This is a genomic window from Pantoea sp. DY-15 (assembly GCF_019795935.1).
GTDB classification, from domain to species: domain Bacteria; phylum Pseudomonadota; class Gammaproteobacteria; order Enterobacterales; family Enterobacteriaceae; genus Pantoea; species Pantoea leporis.
In genome coordinates this window covers 625,714-651,911 of the sequence record NZ_JAIMIF010000002.1, presented here as the reverse complement: position 1 = coordinate 651,911, position 26,198 = coordinate 625,714, and the positions used below count along the sequence as shown (strand labels likewise).

General features: G+C 54.8%; 26 protein-coding genes and 1 pseudogene. 15 read left to right on the top strand and 12 right to left on the bottom strand.

Annotation, left to right across the window (positions count from 1 at the left end; translation table 11 throughout):
* The first annotated feature begins 48 nt into the window (after positions 1-48).
* The gene (locus tag K5Y32_RS11710) at positions 49-981 is read left to right on the top strand and encodes an AraC family transcriptional regulator (protein WP_222183954.1); all 933 of its coding nucleotides are present in this window, start codon (positions 49-51) and stop codon (positions 979-981) included.
* Positions 982-1,315: 334 nt separating this feature from the next.
* On the opposite strand, the gene K5Y32_RS11705 is transcribed toward K5Y32_RS11710, so the two are convergent.
* Positions 1,316-2,020: an SDR family oxidoreductase gene (locus K5Y32_RS11705; protein ID WP_222183952.1), complete on the bottom strand. Its 705-nt coding sequence runs from the start codon at positions 2,018-2,020 to the stop codon at positions 1,316-1,318.
* Between the two features lie 105 nt (positions 2,021-2,125).
* Between K5Y32_RS11705 and K5Y32_RS11700 the strand changes: the two genes are divergently transcribed.
* The 9 genes from K5Y32_RS11700 to K5Y32_RS11660 all read left to right on the top strand — a co-directional run bounded on the left by K5Y32_RS11700 (position 2,126) and on the right by K5Y32_RS11660 (position 10,286).
* On the top strand, positions 2,126-3,016 hold the full coding sequence (locus tag K5Y32_RS11700; RefSeq protein ID WP_222183950.1) for a LysR substrate-binding domain-containing protein: 891 nt from the start codon (positions 2,126-2,128) through the stop codon (positions 3,014-3,016).
* A gap of 249 nt (positions 3,017-3,265) precedes the next feature.
* Entirely contained in the window at positions 3,266-4,456 is a 1,191-nt protein-coding gene (locus tag K5Y32_RS11695) for a M20 family metallopeptidase (protein ID WP_222183948.1), read from the top strand.
* A gap of 16 nt (positions 4,457-4,472) precedes the next feature.
* Positions 4,473-5,321, top strand: a complete 849-nt coding sequence (locus K5Y32_RS11690; protein WP_222183945.1) for a transporter substrate-binding domain-containing protein — start codon at positions 4,473-4,475, stop codon at positions 5,319-5,321.
* Positions 5,322-5,333: 12 nt separating this feature from the next.
* Entirely contained in the window at positions 5,334-6,053 is a 720-nt protein-coding gene (locus tag K5Y32_RS11685; RefSeq protein ID WP_222183944.1) for an ABC transporter permease, read from the top strand.
* Between the two features lie 9 nt (positions 6,054-6,062).
* Positions 6,063-6,749, top strand: a complete 687-nt coding sequence (locus K5Y32_RS11680; RefSeq protein WP_222183943.1) for an ABC transporter permease — start codon at positions 6,063-6,065, stop codon at positions 6,747-6,749.
* Positions 6,746-7,522: an ABC transporter ATP-binding protein gene (locus K5Y32_RS11675; protein ID WP_222183941.1), complete on the top strand. Its 777-nt coding sequence runs from the start codon at positions 6,746-6,748 to the stop codon at positions 7,520-7,522. The genes K5Y32_RS11680 and K5Y32_RS11675 overlap by 4 nt, the downstream gene beginning before the upstream one ends.
* 259 nt (positions 7,523-7,781) lie before the next feature.
* Positions 7,782-9,113 carry a sensor histidine kinase gene (locus K5Y32_RS11670; RefSeq protein WP_222183939.1) on the top strand — a complete coding sequence of 444 codons (1,332 nt, stop codon included), beginning with the start codon at positions 7,782-7,784 and terminating at the stop codon, positions 9,111-9,113.
* Positions 9,114-9,117: 4 nt separating this feature from the next.
* Positions 9,118-9,729 carry a response regulator transcription factor gene (locus K5Y32_RS11665; RefSeq protein ID WP_222183937.1) on the top strand — a complete coding sequence of 204 codons (612 nt, stop codon included), beginning with the start codon at positions 9,118-9,120 and terminating at the stop codon, positions 9,727-9,729.
* Positions 9,730-9,815: 86 nt separating this feature from the next.
* On the top strand, positions 9,816-10,286 hold the full coding sequence (locus tag K5Y32_RS11660; protein WP_222183935.1) for a heme-binding protein: 471 nt from the start codon (positions 9,816-9,818) through the stop codon (positions 10,284-10,286).
* A gap of 65 nt (positions 10,287-10,351) precedes the next feature.
* Here the strand turns inward: K5Y32_RS11660 and K5Y32_RS11655 are convergent, their stop codons facing one another.
* From K5Y32_RS11655 to K5Y32_RS11645, 3 genes are all read right to left on the bottom strand, one after another.
* Entirely contained in the window at positions 10,352-11,107 is a 756-nt protein-coding gene (locus K5Y32_RS11655) for a molybdenum ABC transporter permease (RefSeq protein ID WP_222183933.1), read from the bottom strand.
* Entirely contained in the window at positions 11,107-12,030 is a 924-nt protein-coding gene (locus K5Y32_RS11650) for an extracellular solute-binding protein (RefSeq protein ID WP_222183931.1), read from the bottom strand. Before K5Y32_RS11650 ends, K5Y32_RS11655 begins: the two co-directional genes overlap by 1 nt.
* A gap of 114 nt (positions 12,031-12,144) precedes the next feature.
* Positions 12,145-12,705: a thioredoxin gene (locus tag K5Y32_RS11645; RefSeq protein ID WP_222183929.1), complete on the bottom strand. Its 561-nt coding sequence runs from the start codon at positions 12,703-12,705 to the stop codon at positions 12,145-12,147.
* A 280-nt stretch (positions 12,706-12,985) separates the two neighbouring features.
* On the opposite strand from K5Y32_RS11645, the gene K5Y32_RS11640 reads away from it, so the two are divergent.
* Both K5Y32_RS11640 and K5Y32_RS11635 read left to right on the top strand, forming a co-directional pair.
* Positions 12,986-13,255, top strand: a complete 270-nt coding sequence (locus K5Y32_RS11640; RefSeq protein ID WP_222183927.1) for a hypothetical protein — start codon at positions 12,986-12,988, stop codon at positions 13,253-13,255.
* Positions 13,256-13,377: 122 nt separating this feature from the next.
* On the top strand, positions 13,378-14,394 hold the full coding sequence (locus tag K5Y32_RS11635; RefSeq protein WP_222183925.1) for an NAD(P)-dependent alcohol dehydrogenase: 1,017 nt from the start codon (positions 13,378-13,380) through the stop codon (positions 14,392-14,394).
* A 202-nt stretch (positions 14,395-14,596) separates the two neighbouring features.
* Here K5Y32_RS11635 and K5Y32_RS11630 read toward each other — a convergent pair whose 3' ends face one another.
* A complete protein-coding gene (locus K5Y32_RS11630; RefSeq protein ID WP_222183922.1) occupies positions 14,597-15,364 on the bottom strand; it encodes an FkbM family methyltransferase in 768 nt (255 codons plus the stop codon).
* A gap of 261 nt (positions 15,365-15,625) precedes the next feature.
* Between K5Y32_RS11630 and K5Y32_RS11625 the strand changes: the two are divergent.
* Positions 15,626-16,641 (top strand): annotated as a pseudogene (locus K5Y32_RS11625) (NAD(P)-dependent alcohol dehydrogenase).
* 51 nt (positions 16,642-16,692) lie between these two features.
* Here K5Y32_RS11625 and K5Y32_RS11620 read toward each other — a convergent pair.
* The 3 genes from K5Y32_RS11620 to glsB form a co-directional block, all read right to left on the bottom strand.
* Positions 16,693-18,429, bottom strand: coding sequence for a DUF2534 family protein (locus K5Y32_RS11620; RefSeq protein WP_222183920.1), 1,737 nt, complete (start codon positions 18,427-18,429; stop codon positions 16,693-16,695).
* 72 nt (positions 18,430-18,501) lie between these two features.
* Positions 18,502-18,918 (bottom strand): DUF2946 domain-containing protein, encoded by a 417-nt coding sequence (locus K5Y32_RS11615; RefSeq protein ID WP_222183918.1) that lies wholly within the window; start codon positions 18,916-18,918, stop codon positions 18,502-18,504.
* A gap of 379 nt (positions 18,919-19,297) precedes the next feature.
* Entirely contained in the window at positions 19,298-20,221 is a 924-nt protein-coding gene (glsB, locus tag K5Y32_RS11610; protein WP_222183916.1) for a glutaminase B, read from the bottom strand.
* A gap of 145 nt (positions 20,222-20,366) precedes the next feature.
* Here glsB and K5Y32_RS11605 point away from each other — a divergent pair, with 145 nt between their 5' ends.
* Positions 20,367-20,717: a cupin domain-containing protein gene (locus tag K5Y32_RS11605; protein WP_222183914.1), complete on the top strand. Its 351-nt coding sequence runs from the start codon at positions 20,367-20,369 to the stop codon at positions 20,715-20,717.
* A gap of 82 nt (positions 20,718-20,799) precedes the next feature.
* The gene (locus tag K5Y32_RS11600; protein WP_222183912.1) at positions 20,800-21,264 is read left to right on the top strand and encodes a heme-degrading domain-containing protein; all 465 of its coding nucleotides are present in this window, start codon (positions 20,800-20,802) and stop codon (positions 21,262-21,264) included.
* A 55-nt stretch (positions 21,265-21,319) separates the two neighbouring features.
* Here K5Y32_RS11600 and K5Y32_RS11595 read toward each other — a convergent pair whose 3' ends face one another.
* The 4 genes from K5Y32_RS11595 to K5Y32_RS11580 all read right to left on the bottom strand — a co-directional run bounded on the left by K5Y32_RS11595 (position 21,320) and on the right by K5Y32_RS11580 (position 26,185).
* The gene (locus K5Y32_RS11595) at positions 21,320-22,633 is read right to left on the bottom strand and encodes a cytochrome c (protein ID WP_222183910.1); all 1,314 of its coding nucleotides are present in this window, start codon (positions 22,631-22,633) and stop codon (positions 21,320-21,322) included.
* A 2-nt stretch (positions 22,634-22,635) separates the two neighbouring features.
* Positions 22,636-24,405, bottom strand: coding sequence for a GMC family oxidoreductase (locus tag K5Y32_RS11590; RefSeq protein WP_222183909.1), 1,770 nt, complete (start codon positions 24,403-24,405; stop codon positions 22,636-22,638).
* Between the two features lie 18 nt (positions 24,406-24,423).
* Positions 24,424-25,152 (bottom strand): gluconate 2-dehydrogenase subunit 3 family protein, encoded by a 729-nt coding sequence (locus tag K5Y32_RS11585; RefSeq protein WP_137387185.1) that lies wholly within the window; start codon positions 25,150-25,152, stop codon positions 24,424-24,426.
* A gap of 208 nt (positions 25,153-25,360) precedes the next feature.
* Positions 25,361-26,185, bottom strand: coding sequence for a sugar phosphate isomerase/epimerase (locus tag K5Y32_RS11580; protein WP_222183908.1), 825 nt, complete (start codon positions 26,183-26,185; stop codon positions 25,361-25,363).
* Positions 26,186-26,198 lie beyond the last annotated feature (13 nt).

Genomic DNA, 26,198 nt, shown 5'->3' with positions numbered 1-26,198 from the left:
GCTGCTTGATGGCTATGCTTTGCCTGAATCTCTCAACGGAAATCACTCATGTCGCAATCCGTACAACAGCGCACCTGCGCCTTACTCAGCCAGCTGGCGCGTCAGGAAGGCTATACCGAATCACTGCTTGATAGCGTGCGCTTTATGCGTGCCGATCGGCAGTGGGCGCGCACGCCGGTGCTGTATGAGCCGAGCATCATTATCATTTGCCAGGGCTCGAAGCGAGCTTTCCTCGCCGACAAAATGTATCGCTATGATTCGCAGCACTATCTGGTGTTGTCAGTGCCGCTGCCGTTTTCTGCTGAGACGGAAGCCACATCAGAAGAGCCGCTGCTGGGCATCGCGATTCGTCTGGATGTTGCCATGGTGGCGCGGCTGGTGGCGCAACTGGCCAGCAGTGAAACGGCGGTAATCGATGCGCCGGCTGGCATTATCTCCACACCGATCAACAAAACGCTAGCGGAGAGCACGCTGCGTTTACTGGAAGCGTTGAGCGATCCCCTTGAAGCCAAAGTGTTGGGGCCGGCGCGCGTCGAAGAGATCTGTTTTCGCATATTGATGGGCGAGCAGGGCGGCGCTGTGCGTGCGGCGTTAACTTATCAAGGCCATTTTGGTCGTATCGCGCGGGCTTTGCAGCGCATCCATGCCGACTGGCGTCAGCCGCTGGATGTACCGCATCTGGCGAATGAAGCCGGGATGAGCGTGCCGCGCTTCCATCTGCATTTTAAAACCGTGACGCAAACCTCACCGATTCAATATTTAAAATCGCTGCGGTTGCATCAGGCGCGCTTAATGATGATCCGCGACAATCTCACCGCCGCTGGCGCAGCAGCTCGCGTCGGCTATGAAAGTGATTCGCAGTTTAATCGTGAGTTCAAACGAATGTTTGGTCGTAGTCCGGCAGAAGAGGCGCGGGAGATGAAGCGGGCGTTTGAGTTGTTACCGCCGGAGCAGCTGTCCGGCCGATTACAGGCGCATTAACTTAGCGAATGCTCATGATGGCGACGACCATAAAAATCCAGAATACCGCACAGCCGGTAAACATCAATTGCCAAACCTGGTGGCGTTGTGCGGTGAAAAGAGTAGACATACGAGCACGTAGAATCGATTGCATAGTGACCTCAAATTAAAATGTTCATAATTAAATGAGCTGAAGCAGGAAAATTCTGTCAGCGAATAAGAACATTCTGGCTTTTTTTGAGGATGAAAATCGACAAGACCGGTCTTGTTTTTTGCTTGATAAATAAACGGTAGTAATACAAAAAGCCATGAACATCAGGAAACTATTCATGGCTTAACAGAAGGAAATTCCTCATTACACGCTTCGCGTCACGCCACCATCAACGCGAATATTCTGAGCGGTAATATAGGCCGCGCCGGGCGACGCGAGAAAGGCGATAGTTGCCGCCACTTCTTCAGACGTGCCGTAACGCTGTAGTGGCACGCTATCCCGGCGTTCATCGGTTTTCGGCAAGCTGTCGATCCAGCCAGGCAGCACATTGTTGATGCGAATGTTATCGGTCGCGTAGGTATCAGCGAAGATTTTGGTGAAGGATGCCAGGCCGGCGCGGAACACCGCTGAGGTCGGGAACATATCGGTTGGCTCAAAGGTCCACGCCGACGAGATATTGATAATGCTGCCGCCGCCCTGTTTCTGCATGATTGGCGTCACCAGACGCGTGGCGCGCACCACATTCAAAAAGTAGGTTTCCATGCCGAGCTGCCATTGCGCGTCGGTTAACTCAAGAATTGGCGCGCGCGGACCATGACCGGCGCTGTTCACCAGCACATCAATGCGTCCCCAGCGCGCCAGCGTTTGATCTACCAGCTTCTGCAAATCATCAACGGATTGATTGGATCCTGTTACTCCTAAACCGCCGAGTCGCTCCGCCAGCGCTTCACCTTTGCCGGATGAAGAGAGGATTGCCACTTTGAAGCCGTTGCTCGCCAGTTTCTCCGCTGCTGCTGCACCCATGCCGCTGCCACCGGCGACGATTACTGCCACTTTTTCTACTGTCATTATTGATCTTCCTGTTAATTAAAAATCGATTAAATCCAGTATAAAAGGTAATTTCGGCAGCAGAGAGTCAGTCTGTTTGCCAATTGACGATAGGAAAACTACAGGATGAGCCAGGGATTCAGCGAGCTGCCGCCGCTTAATGCGTTGAAAGTGTTTGAAGCGGTGACGCGCCATTTGAATTTTCGCCTGGCGGCGGAAGAGTTAGGTGTGACGCAGGGTGCGGTGGCGCAGCAAATTCGCGGTCTGGAAGCCAGCCTTGGGTTGAAATTGTTTGATCGATTGCCGCGCACGCTGGCGCTGACCGGCGCGGGTGCAGGTTATGCAGTCAGTATTCGTCAGGCGTTTGAACTGATCGATGAAGCCACGCGCACGCTGCGTCCGGAACCGAATCGCTTAACGTTGAGCGTAACGCCCACCTTTGCCAGCCGCTGGATGCTGCCGCGCTTACCGGGTTTTACCGCCGCGTGGCCGGATATCGATCTGCGCGTGTTGGCTTCTGAGCGGCTGGTGCAGTTTCATCATGAAGGCGTTGATTTAGCAGTGCGCTACGGCAGGCCGCCGTTTGGCGCGGGTCTGGATGCCACTTTGCTGTTTAGCCAAACGGTCTTAGCGGTGGTGAGTCCTGCGCTGTTAGCCGAGCTTGGCGCTCCGGCTGCAAGCGACAACTGTCAGCGCTACGCCTTGTTGCACGATGGTCACCATCTGTGGCCAGCATTTCTCGCGTTTACCTTCCCGAATTTATCGCTGCATCATCAGCATCACCTGCGTTTCAATCAAACCGCGCTGGCATTGGAAGCGGCGATCAGCGGGCAGGGCATTGCGCTTACCAGCCCGCATTTCGTGCAGAACGATCTGGCCAGCGGACGTTTGGTGCCGGCGTTTACGCAGCAAATGATGATGGATGCCGGTTGGTATCTGGTGTGGCCGCGCCGTCCGCGCGAGCAAGCGCCAGTGATGGCGGTGCGCGATTGGCTTTTAGCGCAGGTTAGCGGCTGATATTTGTTCAGCAACGAAATCAGTAAAACTGATGATCCGCACAGGATCATGAATGTTATAACTGCTTAATAATGCAGACGTGGGGTTTTATCCTGTAAAGGCAGTGAATTAGCAAAATATCGCGAAAATTCAGCAAGTAAAGCAACAGATTGCGCGTTGCATTCTGTCGGATGCTGTGAATAAATACGGAGTCAATTTTAATAAAAATGCCATTAAGGCCAGGCTCGCGCCTGAAAAAGATCATTGCATATGACCGACCATAAAGATGTTTTAGCCAGGGACATCAGCGCCAAAAGCGAAAGCATGCAGGCGCATCTCATCGCCATCCGCCGTGACATTCACGCGCATCCGGAGCTGGGTTTTGACACCGTTCGCACCGCCCACATCGTTGAGCAGGAACTGCTGCGCCTGAGTCTGACGCCGAAAACCGGCGTCGGCAGAACCGGCGTGATGGTAGATATTGTCGGCGCGCATCCCGGTAAAACCGTGCTGTTACGCGCAGATATGGATGCGTTGCCAATCCACGAACAAACCGGCTTGCCTTTCAGCAGCCAGTATCCCGGCAAAATGCACGCCTGCGGTCACGATATTCACACCGCGACGCTGCTCGGCGTGGCGGCGATTGTGCCGCACTACCGCGCGCAGCTGCATGGCACCTTGCGTTTGATTTTCCAGCCTGCGGAAGAGACGCCCGATAGCGGGGCCGAAGCGATGATCGCTGATGGCGCGGCAGATGGCGTCGATCTGGCCATCACGCTGCACAACAAACCAGAACTGGCCGCCGGTGAAATCGGCTTAACGCGCGGCGCCAGCACCGCTTCCAGCGATGAGTTTGATGTGGTGGTGCACGGTAAATCAACGCACGCCGCCCGTCCGCACATTGGAACCGATCCGATCATTGCCGCTGTCAATCTGGTCAGCCAGCTGCAAACCATTATTTCGCGCGAGCTCGATCCCGCCAACTCGGCGGTGCTAACCATCGGCCACATTCATGGCGGCAGCACGCACAACATCATTTCCGATAGCTGCCTGATTCAGGGCACGGTACGCGCCAAATCACCGGCGGCGCGCGCGCATATCGAAGACGCGTTTAAACGTATCTGCGCGGGCGTCGCGCTGTCGCTGAATGTGCGCGTTGAGGTGAATTATCAGCGCGGTGTACCGCCGTTGATGAACGACGATGCGCTGATTGATGCGCTGGAACCGATTTTGTCGCATCAGTTTGGTAAAGCGATTATCGCCAAACCGAGCGCCAGCTTTGGCGCCGAAGATTTCTCGCTGTTTACCGAGCGCGCTCCCGGTTGCCAGATCCACATTGGATCCGGCGCACCGGGACGCGACGACCATCTGCACAATTCGGATTACCAACCCGACGAGCGCAGTATCCATGCCGGCACGCAGGCATTAGCCCGTTTAGCCATTGATTTACTCTCAAAATAACGAACTTCGAGGTTTTATGATGATGCGTAAAGGACTGTTTACCGCTTCTGTGGGCATGCTGCTGATTGCCTCTTCTGCTCTGGTGCAGGCAAAAGATTTTGGCACGCTGAAATTCGCCACTGAGGCCGCTTATCCGCCGTTTAACCAATCTACGCCGAACGGCAAAATCGTCGGTTATGAGCCGGATATGGTGGCTGAAATCGCTAAACGAGCCGGTTTCAAATACGAAATCGTGGCGCAGAAATGGTCCGGTATGATTCCGGGTTTGGTAGACGGCAAATATGATGCGGTGATCGATGCCGTGACCGTCACGCCGAAGCGTGAAGAAGTGGTGGATTTCTCACGCCAGTACACCGTCAGCGTTTCAGGTTTCGTCACCCTGAAGGGCAGCGCAGTTGATACCTTGCCCGGCAATGGCGAAGTGGTGCTGGCGGATGACGAAGCCGCGATGACCAAATCTATCGATGCGCTGAAAGCCAAATTCAAGGGCAAAACCATCGCGGTGCAGGTTGCCACCATTCAGGCGGACTTCCTCAACAAATATCTGGCGGATGTGGCAACCATTCGCACGTATCAGGCCGGTCCGGAAACCTTCGCCGATCTGCTGAACGGCCGCGTTGATGCGGTGATGGCGTCACGCACCAACCTGAATGCCTATGTGAAAAAGCATGCGGATACGGTGAACAGCACCGGTTACGGTTTCTCGGGCGGCGTGCTGGGCCAGGGTTCCGCCATTGCGATTCAGAAAAACAATCCGGAGCTGAAAGAGGCGCTGGATAGCGCGTTAAATTCAATGATCAAAGATGGCACGCTGAAGCAGCTGTCTGAAAAATGGTTCGGCGAAAACGTCGCACCTAAAGAGTAATTCCAGGCGCTTATGGCTATTGATTGGCAAATCTTAGGTTTTGGTGACGAAGGTTGGGGCGGCGTGTTGCTTAACGCCGCCACGGTGACCGTCACCGTTTCATTGTGTGCATGGCTGCTGGGCGCAATCCTCGGCAGCCTGTTGTGTTGGATGCAGATTGGTGGAAGGCGCTGGCAGCAGCGCCTCGCCAACGGCTACATCACGCTGTTTCGTGGTGTGCCGGAGCTGCTAGTGATCTACCTGTTCTATTTTGGTGGACGTCAGGTGGTGTCGTTTGTCGGGGAAAGTCTAGGCCTGCAAGGACCGTTTGATGTGAACGGCTTTGTCGCCGGCGCGATTGCCATCGGCCTGATCTCCGGCGCATATCAAAGTAGCGTGTTCCGCGGTGCGTTCTATGCAATCCCGAAAGGCACGCTGGAAGCTGCAACGGTAACGGGCATGGGCCGTTTGATGCTGTTCCGCCGCATGATTGTGCCGCAGGCGCTGAAAACCGCGCTGCCGGGCATGGGCAATCAGTGGCAATCGGTGATCAAGGAGTCGGCGCTGGTTTCGGTCACCGGTTTGGTGGAAACCATGAACCAGATCTCCACCGCCTCCAACTCGACGCAAATGCCGTTCTTCTTCTACAGCGTTGGCGCGGTGATCTACCTGATCATCACCACCTGTTCCGATTTTGTTTTCCGCTATGTGGAAAAAGTGGCCATGCGCGGGCAACAACGCGCGCGGTTGTAAGGAGCCACGATGGATGTCACTTTCCTGCAGCACACCTTAGCTGCACTGCTGCGCGGCCTGCCGCTGACGCTGAATCTGGCGCTGTTATCGCTGTTAGGCGGCGGCGTATTGGCGCTGCTGCTCAATCTACTGCGGCAGAACCGCTTTGGTAGCTACGTTACGCGCTTTTATGTCTGGGTGTTTCGCGGCACGCCGCTGCTGATTCAGATCTTCATGATCTATTACGGCCTTGGTAGCTTGCCGGCGGTGCGCGAAAGCGTGCTGTGGCCGCTGCTGCGCGATCCTTACTGGTGCGGTTTGATTGCATTAATTCTTAACGATGCGGCTTACACCTCGGAGATTCTGCGCGGCGGGCTAAACGCAGTGAGCGTGCAGTCGCTGGAAGCCGCCAAAGTGAGCGGCATGTCGCGCTTCACCACGCTGCGCCGCATTACGCTGCCGCTGGCGGTGCGTCAGGCATTACCGGCTTACAGCAATGAAATTATCTCGATGATCAAATCGACCTCGCTGGTCAGCACCATCAGTTTGATGGAGATGACCGGCATCGCGGATTCAATCGTCTCTGAGACCTTTCGCGCGCTGGAGGTGTTTATCAGCGCGGCGATAATCTATCTGCTACTGACCGTGATGGTGAGTAAAGCGGTGGCGCTGCTGGAGCGCCGTTTGTCCCCTTATCACGTTGGAGCACGTCCATGAGTAAACCCACTATCGCCCTGAGTCATCTCAGAAAAAGTTATAGCGGGCACGAAGTGCTGCACGATATCAGCCTGACGGCGCAGGATGGCGACGTGATTTCGCTGATTGGTGCCAGCGGCTCCGGCAAAAGTACCTTATTGCGCTGCATTCCGTTTTTAGAAGTGCCACAGGGCGGGGAAATTGCGGTGGGTGACGAAGTGGTCACTATCGATAATCCCGATGAGAAGCTAAGCCGAGAGCAGCAGCGCCGTATCAAGCTGATGCGTATGCAGCTCGGATTTGTCTTCCAGAGTTTCAACCTGTGGCCGCACAAAACCGTTCTGCAAAACATCATCGAAGCGCCGATTCATGTGCAGAAGCGCAGCATTAAAGAGGCGATTGAAGAGGCCGAAGCGCTGCTGCAAAAAGTGGGTTTGTACGAAAAGCGTAACGCGTGGCCATCGCAACTTTCGGGTGGTCAGCAACAGCGCGTGGCGATTGCCCGTGCGCTGGCGCAGCAGCCGAAAGCGATTCTGTTTGATGAGCCGACTTCCGCGCTTGACCCCGAGCTGGTGGGCGAAGTGTTGCGCGTGATTCGCAGCCTGGCGGAAGAGGGGCGCACCATGATCATCGTCACGCACGAAATGGGCTTCGCACGCGATGTCTCGAACAAAGCGGTGTTTTTGCATCAGGGCAAGATTGAAGAAGCCGGTTCGCCGCAGCAAGTGTTCAGCGATCCCATCTCCGCGCGCTGTCGCGCGTTTGTGAGCAGTCACTTAAATCGGAATAGTTAATAACAGCATCCTTTCTGTTTGCACCAGCTCCATGACGAGCTGGTGCACCTTATGTGTTCCCTTAATTTCCTCGTAATTAACGCCATTACTGTTGCATCTGTTGGTCCGAATCGCAGCGACCGCGCGCCAGGCACACTTCTGAAAACACGAGCCGACCGGGAAAAGTCGTTGAATCCCAATACGGCGCGGGTTACAACGTTTGACTTTAGTTAGGCCTCCTTCGATGGAGTATTTCTTTACTGCATAACCACGGAACTCTATGCCGCACACTTACCGACCATGGATGAAAAGGTATTGGCTGGTCTGGCTACTGTTAACGCTGATCACCTTGATAGCGTTATTTGCCGATCAAATTTTGCAGCAGCAGCGCGTCAGCGAGGCGCAATTTAATCAACAATTTAATCGCCTCGCCGCCTACCAAACGCAAAACGAAACGCTGCTGCCGCTGCTGAATGGCGATGAAGAACTCGCTGCTTTGCAGAGCAAATTCCCGCAGCTTGTCCTGCTGGAACACACCGTAAATCGTCCGTTAACCGCGCCACGTATTGAGGAGATCAGCGGCGGGCGCTATTGGCTCTACAATCCTTACCGCCAGATTCGCATGCTGATTGATTTGCATTTTGCCCTGCAAACCTCGGATGTAGCGCTGGCGCTGGCTTTTCATATCCACGCACCGCCCGCCATGCAGACAGCGAACTATTCGGACACCGCGCGCTGGCAATGGCAGCGGCCGTTCATCAATCACTATCAGCCATTCCTGCTGAAAGGTAGCGCCAATCCTGACTGGCGTGCGCTGCATGCACTGCCATTTTCCCTGGCGCTGCTGCTGTGGCTGGTTATTGGTGGATTGGGCTGGTGGCTGCTGCGTCACTGGCGTCAGCATGTGGAGATGCGTCTGCGCGCCGACTATTTCCAGCGTACCCGACGTGAAGCGCTGGGCGAGTTTACCGCTGGCATCATTCATGAAATCAATCAGCCGCTGACGGCCATCAACACCTGGCTGCACAGCAGTCAGCTGCTGCTGAAACAGGGCAAGTACGAGAATCTGCCGCAGGCGCTCACTGCGATGAACCTGCAAACCGAGCGCCTCGCGGCGTTGCTGCAACGCTTTCGCGACATCGTGAGCGAACGTCCGGTGGCGATGACCGCCGTGAATCCTGAAGCCGTCTGGCGGCGCGTGACGGTGCTGCTGCAACAGGAACTGGATGATGGCGATGTCATGTTGCGTCAGCAGTGGCAGCACGGTCAGGCAAAGGTATTGAGCGATCCCCAATGGCTGGAACAGGTGTTCCACAACCTGTTGCAAAACGCCATCCACATGCAGCAAGGACGTCCCGATGCGTGGGTGAACATTGCATCTGAGCATATTCCTCACGGCATCAAAATCATCATTAGCGATAACGGCCCCGGCTTCTCGGCGGAAGGATTAGCGCAGGCTTGCATGCCGTTTTACAGCTCGCGCGCCAACAGCATGGGATTAGGCATGACGCTGGTCGAGAGCCTGATGTTACGCATGAACGGCCAGCTGCGGCTGGCAAATCGCGCTGCAGGTGGCGCGGAGATTACCTTAATTTTCCAACTGGCGGAGTAACGGAATGGTCGCAAAGGTTTGGTTAGTGGATGATGATTTATCCGTGCGTGAATCGCTCGGTTTTCTGCTTAAGACGCTGGATTACGACGTGGCAGATTTTGCCGATTTGGCCGCATTTGAAGCGGCAACGCAGGCGCAGCAGCCGCTGCGCGGCTGCTTGCTGTTGGATGTGCGCATGCCGGGCATTAGCGGTCTGAGCTGGCTGGCGGAGCAGGGCGATCGCCATCCGTTGCTGCCGGTGATCATCATGACCGGTCACGGCACCATTGATGCCTGTCGTCGCGCATTTCGTCAGGGCGCGTTCGAGTTCTATACCAAGCCGCTGGACATAGAACCGCTATTAGAAACCATTCATCTGGCATTCAATGAAAGTGAACAGCGAGCCGATCGCTGGCAGTCGCAGCAGGGTTTGCAGGCGCGGTTTGCGCTGTTATCGGCGCGTGAAAATGAAGTGATGCAGTTGATAATTGCCGGGCAAACCAGTAAAGAGATCGCGCGTGATTTATCACTTTCGCCGCGCACCGTGGAAGCGCATCGCGCAGCGGTGTTTGCCAAGCTGGAGCTCAATAATCTCGCACAGTTGATTCACGCCTGGCAGCAGTTGAACCAGGTATAACTACCAGGCCGAACGAGTAATCGTCCGAATATTTCTTTTGCCCGCCGCGCTTTACAGTGTCACTCACTATTAAACAGGAGTGACACATGAACATCCGCCTTTCTCTGATTGCCGCTGCGGCGGCCTTTGTATCCTTCGGCAGCCACGCTGCATTAACCGAATCCAACCTGTCACTGGCTGACGCACAGAAGCTGGCGAGCGCCGCGATTCAGTCGTGTGCGGCGAAAAACTACAACGTCACGGTAACCGTGGTGGATCGTGCTGGTGTAGTGAAAGCGGTGCAGCGCATGGATAACGCCGGTCCGCACACCGTTGAAGCCAGCCAGATGAAAGCCTACACCGCGCTGAGCACCAAAAACCCGAGCGGTAAAGTGATGGAAGCCGCGCAGAATAATGCTGGTGCGCAGAACATGCGTGATATCCCAGGCTTCCTGCTGCTGGCGGGCGGTGTACCGGTGAAAAGCGGCGATCAGGTGATTGGCGCAATCGGCATCGGCGGCGCACCAGGCGGCCATCTGGATGAAGCCTGCGCGATGGATGCGCTGAAAGTCATGTAGGGTCGCCATTCATGGCGACCAGGTGCGCATAAATGCGCACCCTACGAAAACCTCGCGCGATCTGGTTACATGCGGCGCGACAGTGCAAAACAGATCAGCGGCATCGGCAAGGTAAACAGCAGCAGCAACCAAAGCAGCACATACACTGCATCAATGCCGTTATTTTGCAGATTGTTATACAGCTGAACCGGAATGCCCTGTGGGAAATAAGCGAAGATCATCACGATGCCAAACTCGCCCATGGCACGCGCCCACGCCAGTGCGCTGGCCGTTGCCAGTCCCGGCGCGGCAAGCGGAATCGACAAACGCCAGAAACGTTGCCACGGCGATGCACCCAACGTGCGGCCCGCTTCCAGAATATCCTTCGGCACAGCGGCAAACGCGGAACGCGCGGTGGTGACGAAGTAGGGCAACGCACCGTACCATTGCGCGAGAATAAACGCGGCCGGATTGTTGACCAGCGTCCAGCCAAACTTCCCCAACAACTCGCCCGGCAAACTATACGGCCCGTAAGCGCTCACCAACAAAATCCCCATTGCCAGCGGCGGCGTCAGCAACGGGATCATCACCAGCAGTTCGACAATCAACCGTGCCTGACCGCGTGCCTGCGACAGCCACCACGCCAGCGGCAATCCACTGACAAAAATCAGCAACAGCGCGATCACCCCCAAACCTAGCGACGTGGCGATAGCATTGCCATCGCCCCACGCCAGCTGCAGATGCTGCCAGTTGGTGACGCCAATCAGCGTGAGAAAAGGCACCGCCAGCAACAATAATGCCGGTAGTGACAGCCACAGCGCGGTGGCGTGACGGGTTTTCATTAGCGGTAGATCGAACTGCCTTTCGGCGCGGCATAGCCATTCTGTTTAAACAGCGCCTGACCCGGCTGACTCAGCATAAAATCAACAAAGGCTTTGCCAGTTGCGGCGCCGTGCGGGGCGTTTTTCAACACCGCGGCATAGTAAACCAGCGGCTGGGTGTGCAGCACTTTGTCGTTGCCCGTGCTGTCTTTCACGCTGAAACTCACCGTGTCGTACCACTGTTTTGCCATCGCCGGATTGCTCAGATTAATCTCTTCGGGCAGTGCCACATACGGCAGATGCGCGGAGATCACTTCGCTCTCGTAACCTGCTGCAGCATCAACCTGGCCGCTCTCCAGCCGCGTCAGCAGGCCGCCCTCCAGATGGGTTTGCGCCGAATTTTGATAGCCGCCCATAATTTTGTAGGCGATGCCCGGCTGCTGATAATACTTCTCTGCCAGCAACAGGGTAAAGATGATGTTTTGACCTTTCGGATCGTTGATCGGATCGGTGCGACCAAACTTAATGCCCGGCGTTGCCAGCACATTTAACCAGCTGGCATCGCTGCCTTTGGCCTGCGCGAACTGCTGCGCGTATTTTCCTTTCGGGCTGTACGCCACCACCATGCTGGTACTCGCCACCGGAATCGCATCATCAATCAATCCGGCGTCTTTCAGGATCTGCATCGGCCCCGGCGTGATTGAAACAAACACATCGGCGGTGATTTTCTTGCTCGCCAGCAAACGCGCCATGCCATAAGCGCCCTGACCCTGGCCTTCATACCTGCCGTTATTTTGTTTAGCAAAGGCTGGACCTAATGATTGGTCCATCACTTTGCCCATGGAACCGGCATAAGTTACGCGGATATCGGAATCCGCTTGTGCATGCCAGCTAACGCCCGCGCTGGCAGTCAGCAGCAGCGCGGTGAGGTGAGTAAATCGCATTCACTTTCTCGCTATATAATTAGGTAGATAGCGATTATCGAAATTGAAATAAGCAGCGCAAGCGAAAATCTATTGCGAAATCATACTAAAGGCCCGCCGCAACGGGCCGAAGCGTTAAGCGAGGATGCGTTTCGCCCAGGATTCGATCTCGTCGCCGCTGCCGATATCCAGCTGTACCAAACCGTTGGTGATGAAGGTTGGTGAAACGTGGATACCGTTTTGCCGCGAGTATTTGCTGTGCCATTTAATCTCATTCTGCAGCTCGGCACGCAGGAAGGGTTCGCGCGCGTTAACGCCGCTGTATTGCTCCAGACGATCGAGAATCTGATTCGGCGTGGCATCCATATTCGGGCCGTGGCTATGATCGGTAAACTCGAACTCTTCACGATGATCCGCCACCGCCTGCAGCACCTGTTTGGCCGCTGCTTTGCCTTCCGGCAAGGTTGAGGCGGCAAGGATGTAGCGCACAATCACGCCGGAATACATATGCCACGGCTGTGATTGCAAACGGATTTTTAACGTCATCTTCTCTTCGCCCACCAGTTGCAGCAGCGCGTCTAGCTTGTTGAATGCGCGCACGGAGAACGGGCAGGTAGGTTCCAGAAACACTTCGAACACTTTTGGGCCGTGGCCCCAAACCAGCGGATCGGCGTGTAATGCGGTGGATTGGCTCATGGTAATTCCCTGTTGCAGCGATAAAAGTTGCCTTACTTTGGCAAAGCCCTGGACGGACAGCCAGCGCGGGCTTGTGCTTTTTTGTTACAAGGCCATTCGATTGCTGCAAATGTAGCGAAAGAAAAATCGTTTTATAGATCCGCGAGCTACAAGAAACTCAGCCTGCAACGGCTTTGCACAGAAAATAAGCGGCTATAGTTAATCCTGTTTCAATCTTCTTACTTGTAGCATTTTTGATTCATTTGCCTGGAGCCAAACGTCAAGAGCATCGAGGTTCAATGTGTTTGCCAATCTCTCCTGGAAAATCATTCATCAGGTTCTCAATGAAACCATTGCCGAGTTAATGGATGAACACCAAACGCTGGACGTTCCCGCTCTGCGCGAGCGGCTGCTGGAGATGGCGGAAAGCGAATCCGATGAACTCATGGTGTTGTGTTACTGGCAAGCGAGCAAAGTGCTGACGCGCTTGCCGCCCACGGTGACCGCCAGCCAACTGATTGAAGAGGCGCGCGTCGCGTACCGCACGCCGCTTAATCACGATCCGCTTTAACCCTTGATGCTTTTCAGCGGTTTAATCAGGTTAAAGCGGCTAAGTGACGGATTAATGGTCAAGAGCGGGAAACACGCTCTGCTAGACTTGCCCTGTCAAAAACGTGGATACAGAGGACAGTAATGAAAATCAAAAGTTATGCCGCCTTGAACGCGGGTGAAGCGCTGGTGCCTCATGAGTATGAAGCCGGTGAACTGGCTGCTGAAGAGGTGCAGGTTGAGGTCGATTACTGCGGTGTTTGTCACTCAGATTTGTCGATGATTGATAACGAGTGGGGCATCTCCTCGTTCCCGGTGATTGCCGGCCACGAAGTAATTGGTCGCATCAGCGCGTTAGGCGACGCGGCGCAGAATAAAGGCTTGAAAGTGGGCCAGCGCGTGGGCATCGGCTGGACGGCGAAAAGCTGCCAGCACTGTAATGCCTGTATCAATGGCGAGCACGTTAACTGTGAAAACGGTTCGGTGCCAACCATCATGAACAAAGGCGGTTTTGCCAGCCATCTGCGCGCCGACTGGCAATGGGTGATCCCGCTGCCGGAAGCGATGGATTACACCTCGGCGGGTCCGCTGCTGTGTGGCGGCATCACCGTGTTTAAACCGCTGTTAATGCATCATGTCACCGCCACCAGCCGTGTCGGCGTGATCGGCATCGGCGGCCTGGGCCACATGGCGATTAAATTGCTGCGTGCGATGGGTGCCGAAGTGACGGCATTCAGCTCCAACGCCAGCAAAACCGAGTCAATCAAAGCGATGGGCGCGGACCGCGTAGTTAACAGCCGCGACCCGCAGGCGCTGAATGCGCTGGCCGGTCAGTTTGATTTGATCATCAGCACAGTGGCGGTGGATCTCGACTGGGCACCGTACTTCCAGGCGCTGGCTCCGCACGGTAAATTCCACACCGTCGGCGCAGTAATGAAGCCGTTTGAAGTGCCGGCGTTCAGCCTGATTATGGGCGATCGCGCGGTGACCGGTTCCTCTACCGGTTCGCCAGGCCAGCTACGTTCACTGATGAAACTGGCATCGCGTGCGGATATCGCACCGCAGGTGGAAGAGTTCCCGATGTCTAAAATCAATGAAGCGCTGGAGCACGTACGCGCGGGTAAAGCCAATTACCGCGTGGTGTTGAAAGCTGATTTCTGATTTTTCGCCATGATTAAAACGGTGCATAAGACCATGCACCGTTTATCCAACAACACACCACTCGCGGGACATTCTGCAATTTGTTTCGCGATTAACCGCAAGAGTTCTATTCGGTTTATCATTGCTTAATGGGTAATGAAATTTTCCGGTGTATCAGTATCACGGTGATGAAAAATTGCATCAGAATTTAAAATGAATGAATTTACCCTAAAATATCAATATTATTTTTATTTATGCCAAGTGCTGACATTTTATCTTCTGTAAAGCACAATATGTCATATGGCCCATACTGACATATTATGTAATTTGGTGATATTTCTTTTATTTGGCTAATAATCACGCTCAGGTCAGATTTCAAAACTTCTATTTGCAATACTGGTAGGCTATGTCCGATGGTTTTTTTTGCCCCAGTTAAAACCTGGGATTCCATACCCTCAACATCTATTTTTATGAAGCAAACTTTCTCAAAACTAAAATCATCAATTTTTACTTGTTGAACAACTTCATGAGATGTAGATCTCTTTTGGTGAAGTTCTTCATTTTGAGAGTCTCCAAATTCGATGCTTCCAAAATTCATAAGCTGGCTATAATCAAATTTTGGTATCGGAATGTCTTCATGAGAATCCCCAACGCAGTTATGATGTACAAATAGGTTTTCAATGCTATTTAATACGGTCGAACCACAAATCATATATGCCAGAATTCGCTGCCCCTCAAAGGCGTGAACTGCTCCTCCTTTTTCTTTTAAGGTTTTGGCACAACTTAATGCATAGGCACCAAAATTTGCACCAATATCAAGCATTACGCTTCCTTCACCCGCTAAATAACATATCTTTTGTGCCACATCAATTTGCTGATAGTCTAACGCCGCACCTGTTTTTACAATGGCATTAGTTTGATTTATATCAAATCTGTTGATCAGCATATCGCCATGAATTGTTGGTACTTTTATAGTATAGGACGGTGCCATTTCATCTCTCTCAAAAATTGTTATCCTTACTAAGATAGCGGCACAACAGTAGAAAACTTAAATGTAAATATTTTTGCAAGATAGTAATTCAATCTCAGCATAATTACGTTGGGATTTAATTATTGCCTGTAGAACAAAATTGATGGTTTTCGCATTCAATAAAAACAGCATTCACTCACTTAATCCCCTGATCAATCAGCATTATATGACGTAATGCTTTGGTAAACTGCTGTCGTCAAATCAAACTCACCGAGGACAGCGATGAAGATTTCCAGCTATGCCGCTCTGCAAGCGGGTGAGGCGCTGGTGCCTTACGAATACGATGCCGGTCCACTGGCCGCGGAAGATGTACAGGTTGAGGTGGATTATTGCGGCGTCTGCCATTCCGATTTGTCGATGATTGATAACGAATGGGGCGGCTCGCGCTATCCCTTAATTGCCGGCCATGAAGTGATTGGTCGCGTCGTCGCGCTGGGTGATACGTCGCAGAATAAAGGGCTGAAAGTCGGGCAGCGCGTGGGCATTGGCTGGACGGCGAAAAGCTGCCATCACTGCGATGCATGTATCGAAGGCGTTAAGGTCAACTGCGAAAACGGAAAAACCTCCACCATCAATAATAACGGCCGGTTTGCCAGCCACTTGCGCGCCAACTGGCAATGGGTGATTCCGTTGCCGGACGCGATGGATATCGCCACCTCCGGACCGCTGCTATGCGGCAGTATCACCGTGTTCAAGCCGCTGCTGATGCATAATATCTCGGCCACTAGCCGCGTGGGCGTCACGGCATTGGCGGATTGGGGCATATGGCGATCAAACTGTTGCGGGCCATGGGCGCGCACGTAACCGCATTCAGTTCTTCGGCGGCGAAAACCGATTCGATTAAAGCGATGGGTGCCGATCGCGTAGTCAACAGCCGCGATCCGCAGGCGCTTAGTGCGCTGGTGGGGCAGTTTGATTTGATTTTCAGCACCGTGGCGGTGGATTTGGACTGGAAGCCGTATTATCAGGCGCTGGCGCGCAAAGGCACGTTCCACACCGTTGGCGCGGTGATGAAACCGTTTGAAGTGCCGGCGTTCAGTTTGATTGTCGGCGATCGCTCGTTAACCGGATCGTCTACTGGTTCACCGGCACAGCAGCGCGCCTTGCTGAAACTGGCATCGCGCAGCGATATCGCGCCGCAGGTGGAAGAGTTCCCGATGTCGCAGGTGAATGACGCGCTGGAACATCTGCGCGCCGGGAAAGCCAATTATCGCGTGGTGTTGAAGGCCGATTTTTAAGGACGGTGCGGTTGGTAATAAGGTCGCCATGAATGGCGACCCTACGCGCTCTTATCCCCGATCATCCTTTTCGCCGAGGAAGAAGTACCACAGCGGAATCGACGTCAACGCGGTAAATACCGTGGTATACAACGCAATCATAAAGCCCTGCGTGATGTACATGGTCAGCGACCAATGGCTGAACGGAATGCCATATTGATCGATAACGCCGCCGATAATCGCATTGCTCATCACCGTGCCGACAATCAGCGCCAGGATAAACAAACCGCGCAGAAAGTAGCGCATCTCTTTACGCTTCACGGCAAATCGCGCGCGAATAATGCCCAGCGGAGATTGCTGTGAAGCCAACAGCGCGGCTTCATCGAGCGGTGCGCGTTGCTGTTTGCGCCAGCGCAGGATGTCCAGCAGCAGGAACGCCAGCAAACTCGCGCCCATCACCGGTAGCGCATAACCCAGCGCCAGCGCCACCATTAACCAGGCGACTTTGGCGTAATGCGGTAACGCCATCCAGGTTTCGGTCAGGGTTTGTGCCGGATTCGCGTCGACATCTTTTGGCCGACGAATCCACCACATGCGATAACCGAACACGATCATGCTGCATAAACCGAGGCCAAAGAACGCCAGCAGCAGCTGATTAGGCAAACCAAACAACACGCCCATATGCGCATCCACGCCCCAGCGCGTCAGCTTCGCCACTAGCGGGAAACGGGCAAAGTAGACGTGATCCACCACGCTAAAATCCTGCGGATTTACTGACACCGCATCGACTCGCGTAGGCCAGCTGCGATCGATCTCCGTCACCGCCCACGCTTTATCTGCGCTTTTCGGCTGACGCAGTTCGAGCTTCGCCGCGCTCAGTCCATCCTGACGCGCCGCATTCAGCACGCGATCCCAGTCGGCATCGGCGGCGTTATTGCGCGCCGGTTTGGCGGGCGCTGCCGTTGGTTTGGTCATCGAAGACATCGGCATACTCATGCCCGACATATCCCTATCCGGCATGTGATCGGCGTGCGGATCGGCCGGTGCAGCAGGCGCATCGCTGTTGAGCGAGGTATTCACCTGTGGCGTCAGCCAGTTCAGTTCGGTACGCATGCGATCGATATTGCCGCCCGCCCACTGCGACCACGTCAGGCCGGTCACCGAGAAGAACACCAAACCGATTGCCAGCGTCAGACCGAGCGTAATGTGCCAGTGGCGGCTGAAGGCAAAACCGCTGCGCGGCTGTTTCAGCTTACGTTTCGGACGCGTTCCCAGCCACAGCACCACGCCGCCCAGTGCTGCCACCCACAGCCATGACGCCGCCAGTTCACTGTAATTACGACCGAAATCGCCGAGCAGCAAACTGCTGTGCAGTAAGTCGATGGTGGTGCGCAGCGGCAACACGCCGCTGGTGCCGTAAACCGGCATATCGCCTTTCACTTTCAGGCTGTAGGGATCGATAAACACCGCGCGCGACAGTGACGCACCGAGCGTGGCGTCGCTGAACTGCACGCGCGTGGTATCCGTTGCGCCCGGCGCAGGACGCACCGCGTAGATGTGCTGATTTTCGCCCGCATAGGCGCGTGCCGCGCTGATTTGTGCGGACAGCGGCTGCGCGTTGCCTTGAGGTTCGGCGGTTAGCGCATCGGCATAAATCAGGTTTTCCAGCTGGGGCGTCAACACATAAAGCGTGCCGCTGAGCGCCGCAACAAAGATGAACGGGGCGACAAACAGACCAATATAAAAATGTAAGCGACGTAGCAAATTAAGCACCGCGCCGCGCGGTGCTGCAGAGTGAGCAGCAGACAAAGCCGTCTTCCTTCCAAAAAGAAATTGTCTTAGCACATCGCTCAAGCTGAGCGTGCGCTGCAATAAATGAGGTCAGCAGGAAAGCGGTGCAGGCGGGGCGCGCGGACGATGAATGCTGCTAACGCGACGCACAATCGGCGCAACCACGTGGGGCAGCGGCGGGGCGCGCGAGATCACCATGATCAGCCAGATAAACGGAATAAACACCCACATCAGGAGCGGGACATGCACCAGCAGATCACAATAGCCACAGGCAAACTCGCCGTCGTCCATCATGTGGTGGCTCATGCCGGGCATCGGCATATCCGCCATCATCATTTCATGATGGCTCATTGAGATATCCATCATGCTGTGCTGCGGCATCGCCAGCAGCTGGCTTTGACGCTCCATCAACGTTTTCGACACAATCGGCGCGACGAACAGCAGCAGCACCGCCACAATGGCGACGCAGGCAGTCAAACGCTGGCGGAAGTGGTGTGTAAACGTCATGGTTGCTAGTGGATGATTCCGTAAATGAGGCGGAAGTGTAACGCGATTGACGTTGATGGGTTAAAAAAATAGAGGCTATTTAAGAAAAAATTCGCACCTTTTGAAAATAGTCACTTAAAGAGATGCGGCTGTTAACGTAAATGCAACCTGATAAAAACAGAGAGGAAACATAAGGGTAAGCATGTGGCAGTGAATGACGTTTATTGCGTGATGCAGGTTAATGTGGGGCGGTCGCCATGAATGGCGACCCTACAGGTATTTTGCGGGTTTTTCGTAGGGTGCGCATTCATGCGCACCTGGATACAGCGGCAATCTATTGCGCGATAAATCGCGCCGCTACGGCTTGTGCGGTGGTGGAAATCCGTAGTTCCCGGGCGCTTTAGAATATTGATCTTCCCAATCGCTCGGTGAGTTTTTCCAGCAGCGCGGTGCCTGCTAAAGAGTTGCCCGAATGATCCAGCGCGGGCGACCAGACGGCGATACTCATGTCACCGGGGATCACCGCGACAATGCCGCCGCCGACGCCCGATTTCGCCGGCATGCCCACGCGCCAGGCGAATTCCCCGGCACCATCGTACATGCCGCTGGTCATCATCAACGCATTTACCTGACGTGCCTGGCGCGGTGAGATCACCGCCGATTCATCATCCTGCGTGCTGCCATGATTGGCGAGATAAAGGAAGGTGCGCGCCAGTTCTTCGCAACTCATCGCCAGCGAGCAGTAATGAAAATAAGTTTCCATCACTTTGCTGACATCGTTATGGAAGTTGCCGAAGGATTTCATCAACCAGGCGATTGCAGCGTTGCGTGCCGAATGTTCGTATTCGGAGCGCGCGACGACGCGGTCGTAATGGATGTCATTTTGCTGCGCCAGACGGCGCACAATTTCCAGCATGCGCTGGCGCGGCGCGGTCAGGCGGCTTTCCAGCAGATCGCACATCACCAGCGCACCGGCATTGATAAACGGATTACGTGGTTTGCCCTGTTCCAGCTCCAGCTGCACCAGCGAGTTAAACGCCTGGCCGGACGGCTCTTTACCGACGCGCTGCCAGATTTCGCCATCTTCATACAAGGTGAGCGCCACGCTGAGCGACAACACTTTGGAGATCGACTGGATGGAGAAGCGCGTCGTGGCATCGCCCGCCTGAAAACAGCGTCCGTCGGGCGTGCAAATGGCGATGCCGAGCTGATCGGCATCCACGTCGGCCAGCGCCGGAATGTAATCCGCCACTTTTCCCTGCTGGGTGAGCGGGCGAACTTCGCTGACAATCTCTTCTAGCAATGCATTACTGAGTTCCGACACCTTTACGCTCCGTGTAGCCATTGGTGGCCAGGATGATGGTGATTTGCGTGCAGCGAGTCAATCGGCGGCGCAAAATTCTGTGAGCCTTCTGGGTGAAGCCTGCGTTACAGTGCGAGCTGATTTCATTAAATGTCGAGCCCGCGCGATGATAATTAACCTGTTTCGCGATTTCCCCACTTCAGCACGAAATGGCAGTGAAGAGACGTTTGAAGCGCTGCTGACGCAGCCCAATCTGCATATCGAACGCATCGTTTCATATGGACAAGCCAGTCCGCCCGATTTCTGGTACTGCCAGACGCAAGGGGAATGGGTAATCGTTTTACAAGGATCGGCAGGATTGCAGCTGGAAGGGGAAGCGCAGGAGCGTCACTTGCAGGTCGGCGATTTTGTCGAGATTCCCGCTGGCTGCCGCCATCGCGTCAACTGGACGGACAGCAGCGGCCCAACAGTGTGGCTCGCGGTGCATTATGGCGCGATTCCGGTTAGCGAAATGTGAAGTGAGAAGCTCATCACGTGTGAAAATTATATTCCATGATATAAAATATGGAAAATTTATTTCAAATTGAGAGAATTCTATCATGTCATCGCTGCCATCCCTTGAAACCCTGTTGCAGCAGGAAGCTGAGCATCGTTTACCGCAGTTTGATTTCGATTTAGCGTGGCAAATCGGCCAAAGCATCCAGCAGCGCGCGCGTGAGGACAATGCGCCTGTGGCTATCGAAGTCTTTGCATTTGGGCAGGTGCTGTTTTTGGCGGCGTTGCCAGGATCCGCCCCGGAAAACCTGGAATGGATGCGCCGTAAGCGTAATACCGTGTTGCTGACCAGCCACTCTTCGATGTATGTGGGGCTTTTGAACGAGCAGAAGGGCGAGCGTATGGCGCAGCAACGTAATATCCGCCAGGAAGATTACACCGATCACGGTGGTTCTTTCCCGCTGCTCACTTCTCAGGGCGCAATCATCGGCGCAGTTACCATCAGCGGTTTACCGTCTGAACACGATCATGCGTTAGCGCTGTGGGGGATTGCCCAGCTGCTGCGTTGATCGAGGAAACCGATAAAAAGGTCGCCATGAATGGCGACCCTACGGTAAACAAACGCTATTTCATTGCCGGGACTTTCAGCTTATCGCCGGCGCCGGTGGTTTTGCGCAGATCGGCGACCTGGCTAGCTTTCACCTCGGCAGCCTGATTACCCCACGAATTCCTCACGTAGTTCAGCACATCGGCCATCTGCTGATCGTTAAGCTTCCAGGAGAATGCTGGCATGCCCGCGGACGTTGGGCGGCCTGCGGTGTGCGGCGCGCGTGCACCGTCTAGCAAGGCGTGGATCATGTTGGTGGGATCGTTCTGCATCGCACCATTGCCCGCAAAGGCGGGCACCATGCCGGTGATACCTTCACCCGACAAACCGTGGCACGCCGAGCAATCCACTTCATAGCGCAGGGCGGCCCGATCGTGACGCGTTTTATCCATCACGAATCCGGCGGCTTGCGGCGTGGAAGAAGCCGGTAAGCTGCGCAGGTAAGTGGCGATAGCGTGCAAATCACGATCGTTAAAATATTGCGTCGAGTGCTCGACCGCTTCGGCCATTGGACCCGCCGCCACGCTTGCACCGTTCGAACCGGTTTTCAGGTAGTCAGCGATCTGCGCGTCGCTCCATTTGCCAATGCCAGCATGAGGATTCGGCGTAATATCCGGCGCGTACCAGCTTCCCAGATTGCCACCTTGCAGATATTGGCTACTGATTTCGCCGCCCAGCGCGTTGCGCGCGGTGTGACAGACGCTGCAGTGCGCCGGACCATCAACAATATACTTGCCGCGATTCCACTCATCATTCTGCGCGGTTTGCTGCTTGAACGCGCTGTTATCGAAGAACAACAGGTTCCAGCCAGCCATTGCCAGGCGAATGTTGTAGGGGAAATTCATGCCCGCATTTTCATCGATGGCGTTGTGCACCGGTTTTTGTGCCGAAAAATAGGCCCAAAGATCGTGCATATCATCATCGCTCATCTGTGTATAAGCGGTGTACGGCATCGCCGGATAGAGGAAGCCGTGTTCGCCGCGTCCCTGACGCACCGCGTTAAAGAAATCGCGCTCGGTCATGTTGCCGATGCCGGTTTCACGGTCTGGTGAAATGTTCGAGGTTTGCAGCGCGCCAAAAGGCGTATCGATTGTGTAGCCGCCGGAGAAGTCCGCATTGTGACAGGCGGCACAGTCGGCGAGGCGCATCACGTACTCACCGCGTTTAATAGCGGCATCGTCATTGCTGTGGAAATCGGCCAACTGCACGTTGTCGTCGGCAACGTTTGAGCGCGCGCTGTCTAACACCACCCACAAACGGCCCGACGCCGCGATGCCCGCAATCACCGCCAATGCGGCGAGCGTGTAGGTAATTTTCTTTGCTTTCGCCATGATTACGCCCCCACCAGCGGTGCCGGATTATGGATGTACTTCTGGTGGATCGCTTGTGCAGCACGCACCGCCAGCGCACCAATGGTGATGGTCGGGTTATAACCACCGTTGTTCGGGAAGGCGGATGCGCCGACCACAAACAGGTTGTGCGCATCCCAGCTTTGCAGATAGGGATTGAGTGCGGAGGTGCTGGGATCGCTGCCCATCACCGCGCCACCAATGGTGTGCGAGCTGTGCTGCTGGTACGGATTCCAGCTCTTCTCCGCCTGGTTATCCACCACGATATGCTGGCCGCCGGTCTCTTTCATGATGTCGATGGCGCGATCGGTAACGAATTTCGCCATGCGCACATCGTTCTGGTTCCAGTCGAATGTGGTGCGGATCAGCGGCTGGCCGTGACGATCTTTGTAGTTGGGATCGAGATCGAGATAGGCTTCGCGCATCGGCATCGAGGTGCCCTGACAGAAGATGGTACCGGCGGTTTGGTAATCGCGCTTGTAGCCCGCTTTCCACTCGCTGCCCCAGCGTTTGGTGCCGGGACGCAGGCCGTTCATGTTCTGAATTGGACGACCGTTGGTGGAGAAGCCCATGATGCCCGCGCCGCCGATGAAATCGAGATCGCTGTGGTCGAAGTTATCGCCGTTGAAGTCATCAATCTGCACCGCCAATGCGCCGCCGCCGATGAACGGGTTCATAAATTCGTTATCGAAGAAGCCGGTGACGCTGGAGCAGGTTTGATAGTTGTAGTTACGGCCAATGGTGCCGCGACCGGTCAGCGGATCGTATTGTTCGCCCACGCCGGAGAGCAGCATCAGACGCACGTTATCCATCTGATAAGCGGTGATGCAGACGATATCCGCCGGCTGGAAGCCCTCCACGCCATCCTGGGTGATAAATTTCACACCTTTCACCGTTTTACCGTCGTCATGCTTTACGGCGTGCAACACTTCCGTTTCGGTCAGCAGCGTGAAATTTGGACGTCGCATCAGTACCGGCAGAATGCACGCTTGCGGCGATGACTTGGAGAAGTTGCCGCAGCCGTGGAAGTCGCAGAAGCCGCAATAGGTGCACGGACCCATGCTGACGCCGAGCGGATTGACATAAGCTTGCGACAGATTACCGGCCGGCACCGTGAACGGGTGATACCCCATGCTTTCGGTGGTTTTGCGATACTTGCTCATCCAGTGCGTATCTTTCAGCGGCGGGGTTGGATAGTCGCGTGAACGCGGGCCTTCGAAGATATTGCCGCCTTTTTGCGGCTGGCCATTAAGATTGCCCGCGATACCGGAAGTGCCCGCAATACGCTCGAAGCGATCGTAGAACGGCGCCATTTCGTCGTAGGTCACGCCCCAATCCTGCAGCTGCAAACCCTGCATCTTCTGCGCGCCGTAACGTTCGCGGGTTTGCTTCGCCACTTCAAAATCCCACGGCGTAAAGCGCCATGACATGCCGGCCCAGTGCGTGCCTGCACCGCCAACGTTCCAGCCAAACTGAAACGCTGACCAGTTACGCACCGGTGCCGCCAGCTGATCGCTGCGGTTGCGGAAGGTGGTGGTTTCCACGCTCATCGGCTGCAGGATTTTGCGGCGCGTGTGGAAACGCAGTTCATCGGCATCAATGGCGACCGGGAAATCGGTCGAAGTATCGCGCCAGGCACCGCGTTCAATGGCGACCACGTTAAGTCCCGCGCGGGTAAGCTCTTCCGCCATCACCGAACCGGCCCAACCTAAGCCGACGATGACCACGTCAGCTTTATTTCTTACTAATGACATTGACTCAGCTCCGGATATTTAATCGTTAGGAATGAGGCTGACGGGAATAAGCGCCAGATTTTCGTTGCGGCGTTCGATATAAGGGCGATAGTCATAGCGTGCGCCGGGAAAACCGATCATCTTCCAACCCACCATATTTTTATTTCCGCCATAAATCGGATCCGCTAAATAGCTTTCGCGCGCGTTTTGCAGCATTAATTCAAACAGCGCCTGGCTATTCACGTCTTTTCCTAAATCGATCTTGCCGTCTTCCATTGCTGTCAGGAATGTATCGATCTGTTCAGCTGATAAGGTATGTAATGAAGCCTGATGCTGTTGCTGCGCCCACTTTTCCAGCGCGGCTAAGCCGGTTAAATAGCGCGCTTTTGGCGGGGTAAGAAATTGCGGGCTGCCCATCAATGCCGCTTCATTTTCCGGATGCAGCGGCGCCTGCAAATAGAGCGCCGCGCCAGAGCCATAATCACCGGCTAACTGGTTATCGAGGAACTCAATCGCGCCCGCTTCACTGGCGGACGGGCCAAGGTCATCGGCGGGGATTAGGCGGTCAAAGATGGCTGCCAGATTCTGGCGATCCAGCGGATTGGTGAGCACCTGATAACCATCTTGCCATGCCGGTTGCGGCAGGTGATCGGTGCTGAGTTGGGTTTCCAGCGGGACATTGTGCAGCTCTTTCGCCCGTAGCTGCGGCGCGACAGCGAGGGATGCCACAATTCCACTGAGCGAAAAGAGCGCTTCTCTTCGGTTCATACTTTTTATCCCTTAAACTTCAACAGATGAATATTGACAGAGCACGACGTTCAGATATTTCAGACGCAATGACCGTGCGCAAATAGCGCGCAGGCGCTAGCGACGAATCTGCGTTCGTTATTGTTTTTTTCAGAGGTAGGGTAAATATACGGTCGCCATTTATGGTGACCGTATTTACGGGAAACCCGTTTATCGGGCTCCCTTTGTGTCAATGAATATATTTATTCATATCTTCATAGCAGTGACGGGAAATATCCCACAAATCGTCTTCCCAGTTTTGCGGGCTTAATAATTCCGGTGACCAAACGCCGTCGTAGCCGGTAGCTTTTACCGCCGCCACCCAGGCGGCAATATCCACATCGCCCTGGCCTGGTGCGTAGTCGCGCTGTACCCACTCATCCCAGGCTTCACCCGGCTTGGCCGCGCGGCCATCGCAGAAATGCACGCCGTAAATCAGATCTTTATCCATGCGCGCCACTTCAGCAGGCGTGGTGCCGCCGCCGGCATGCAGGTGCCAGAAATCCACCACCACGCCAAGATTGTCTTTGCCGCTCTGTTTAATCAGATCCAGCGCGTGTTGCAGCGAATTGAACGCGGTAAAGGCGACGACTTCAATCTGGAATTTGATGCCGTGCGGTGCGCCGATATCGGCGATGGCGGAGATATTCTTCAGCAGGATGGCATCACGCTCGGCGGCGGAAAGGTGATCGAGTTCGGTCAGCGCCATGATTTGCACCACCGTACAACGCAGTTCCACCGCGGCCTGGCAGATTTTTTCCGCTTCGCGCAGCAGCTCAGCTCGCGCTTCCGGCTCATGGCGGCCAATACGTTTCAGCGCATTGATGCAGGTAATATCGACGCTGTATTTCGCCATCAGATCGCGGTAGGCAGCATAGCTGCCACCGTTATCCAGATAGCGATAAAGATGTTCTGGCAGGATCTCCAGCCCGCTAAAGCCAGTCTCATGGGCGATGCGTAACTGAGTGACGGCATTGCTGTACCAAACAGACACGCCATGCAACGACAACTTCATCTCTCCTCCTTGT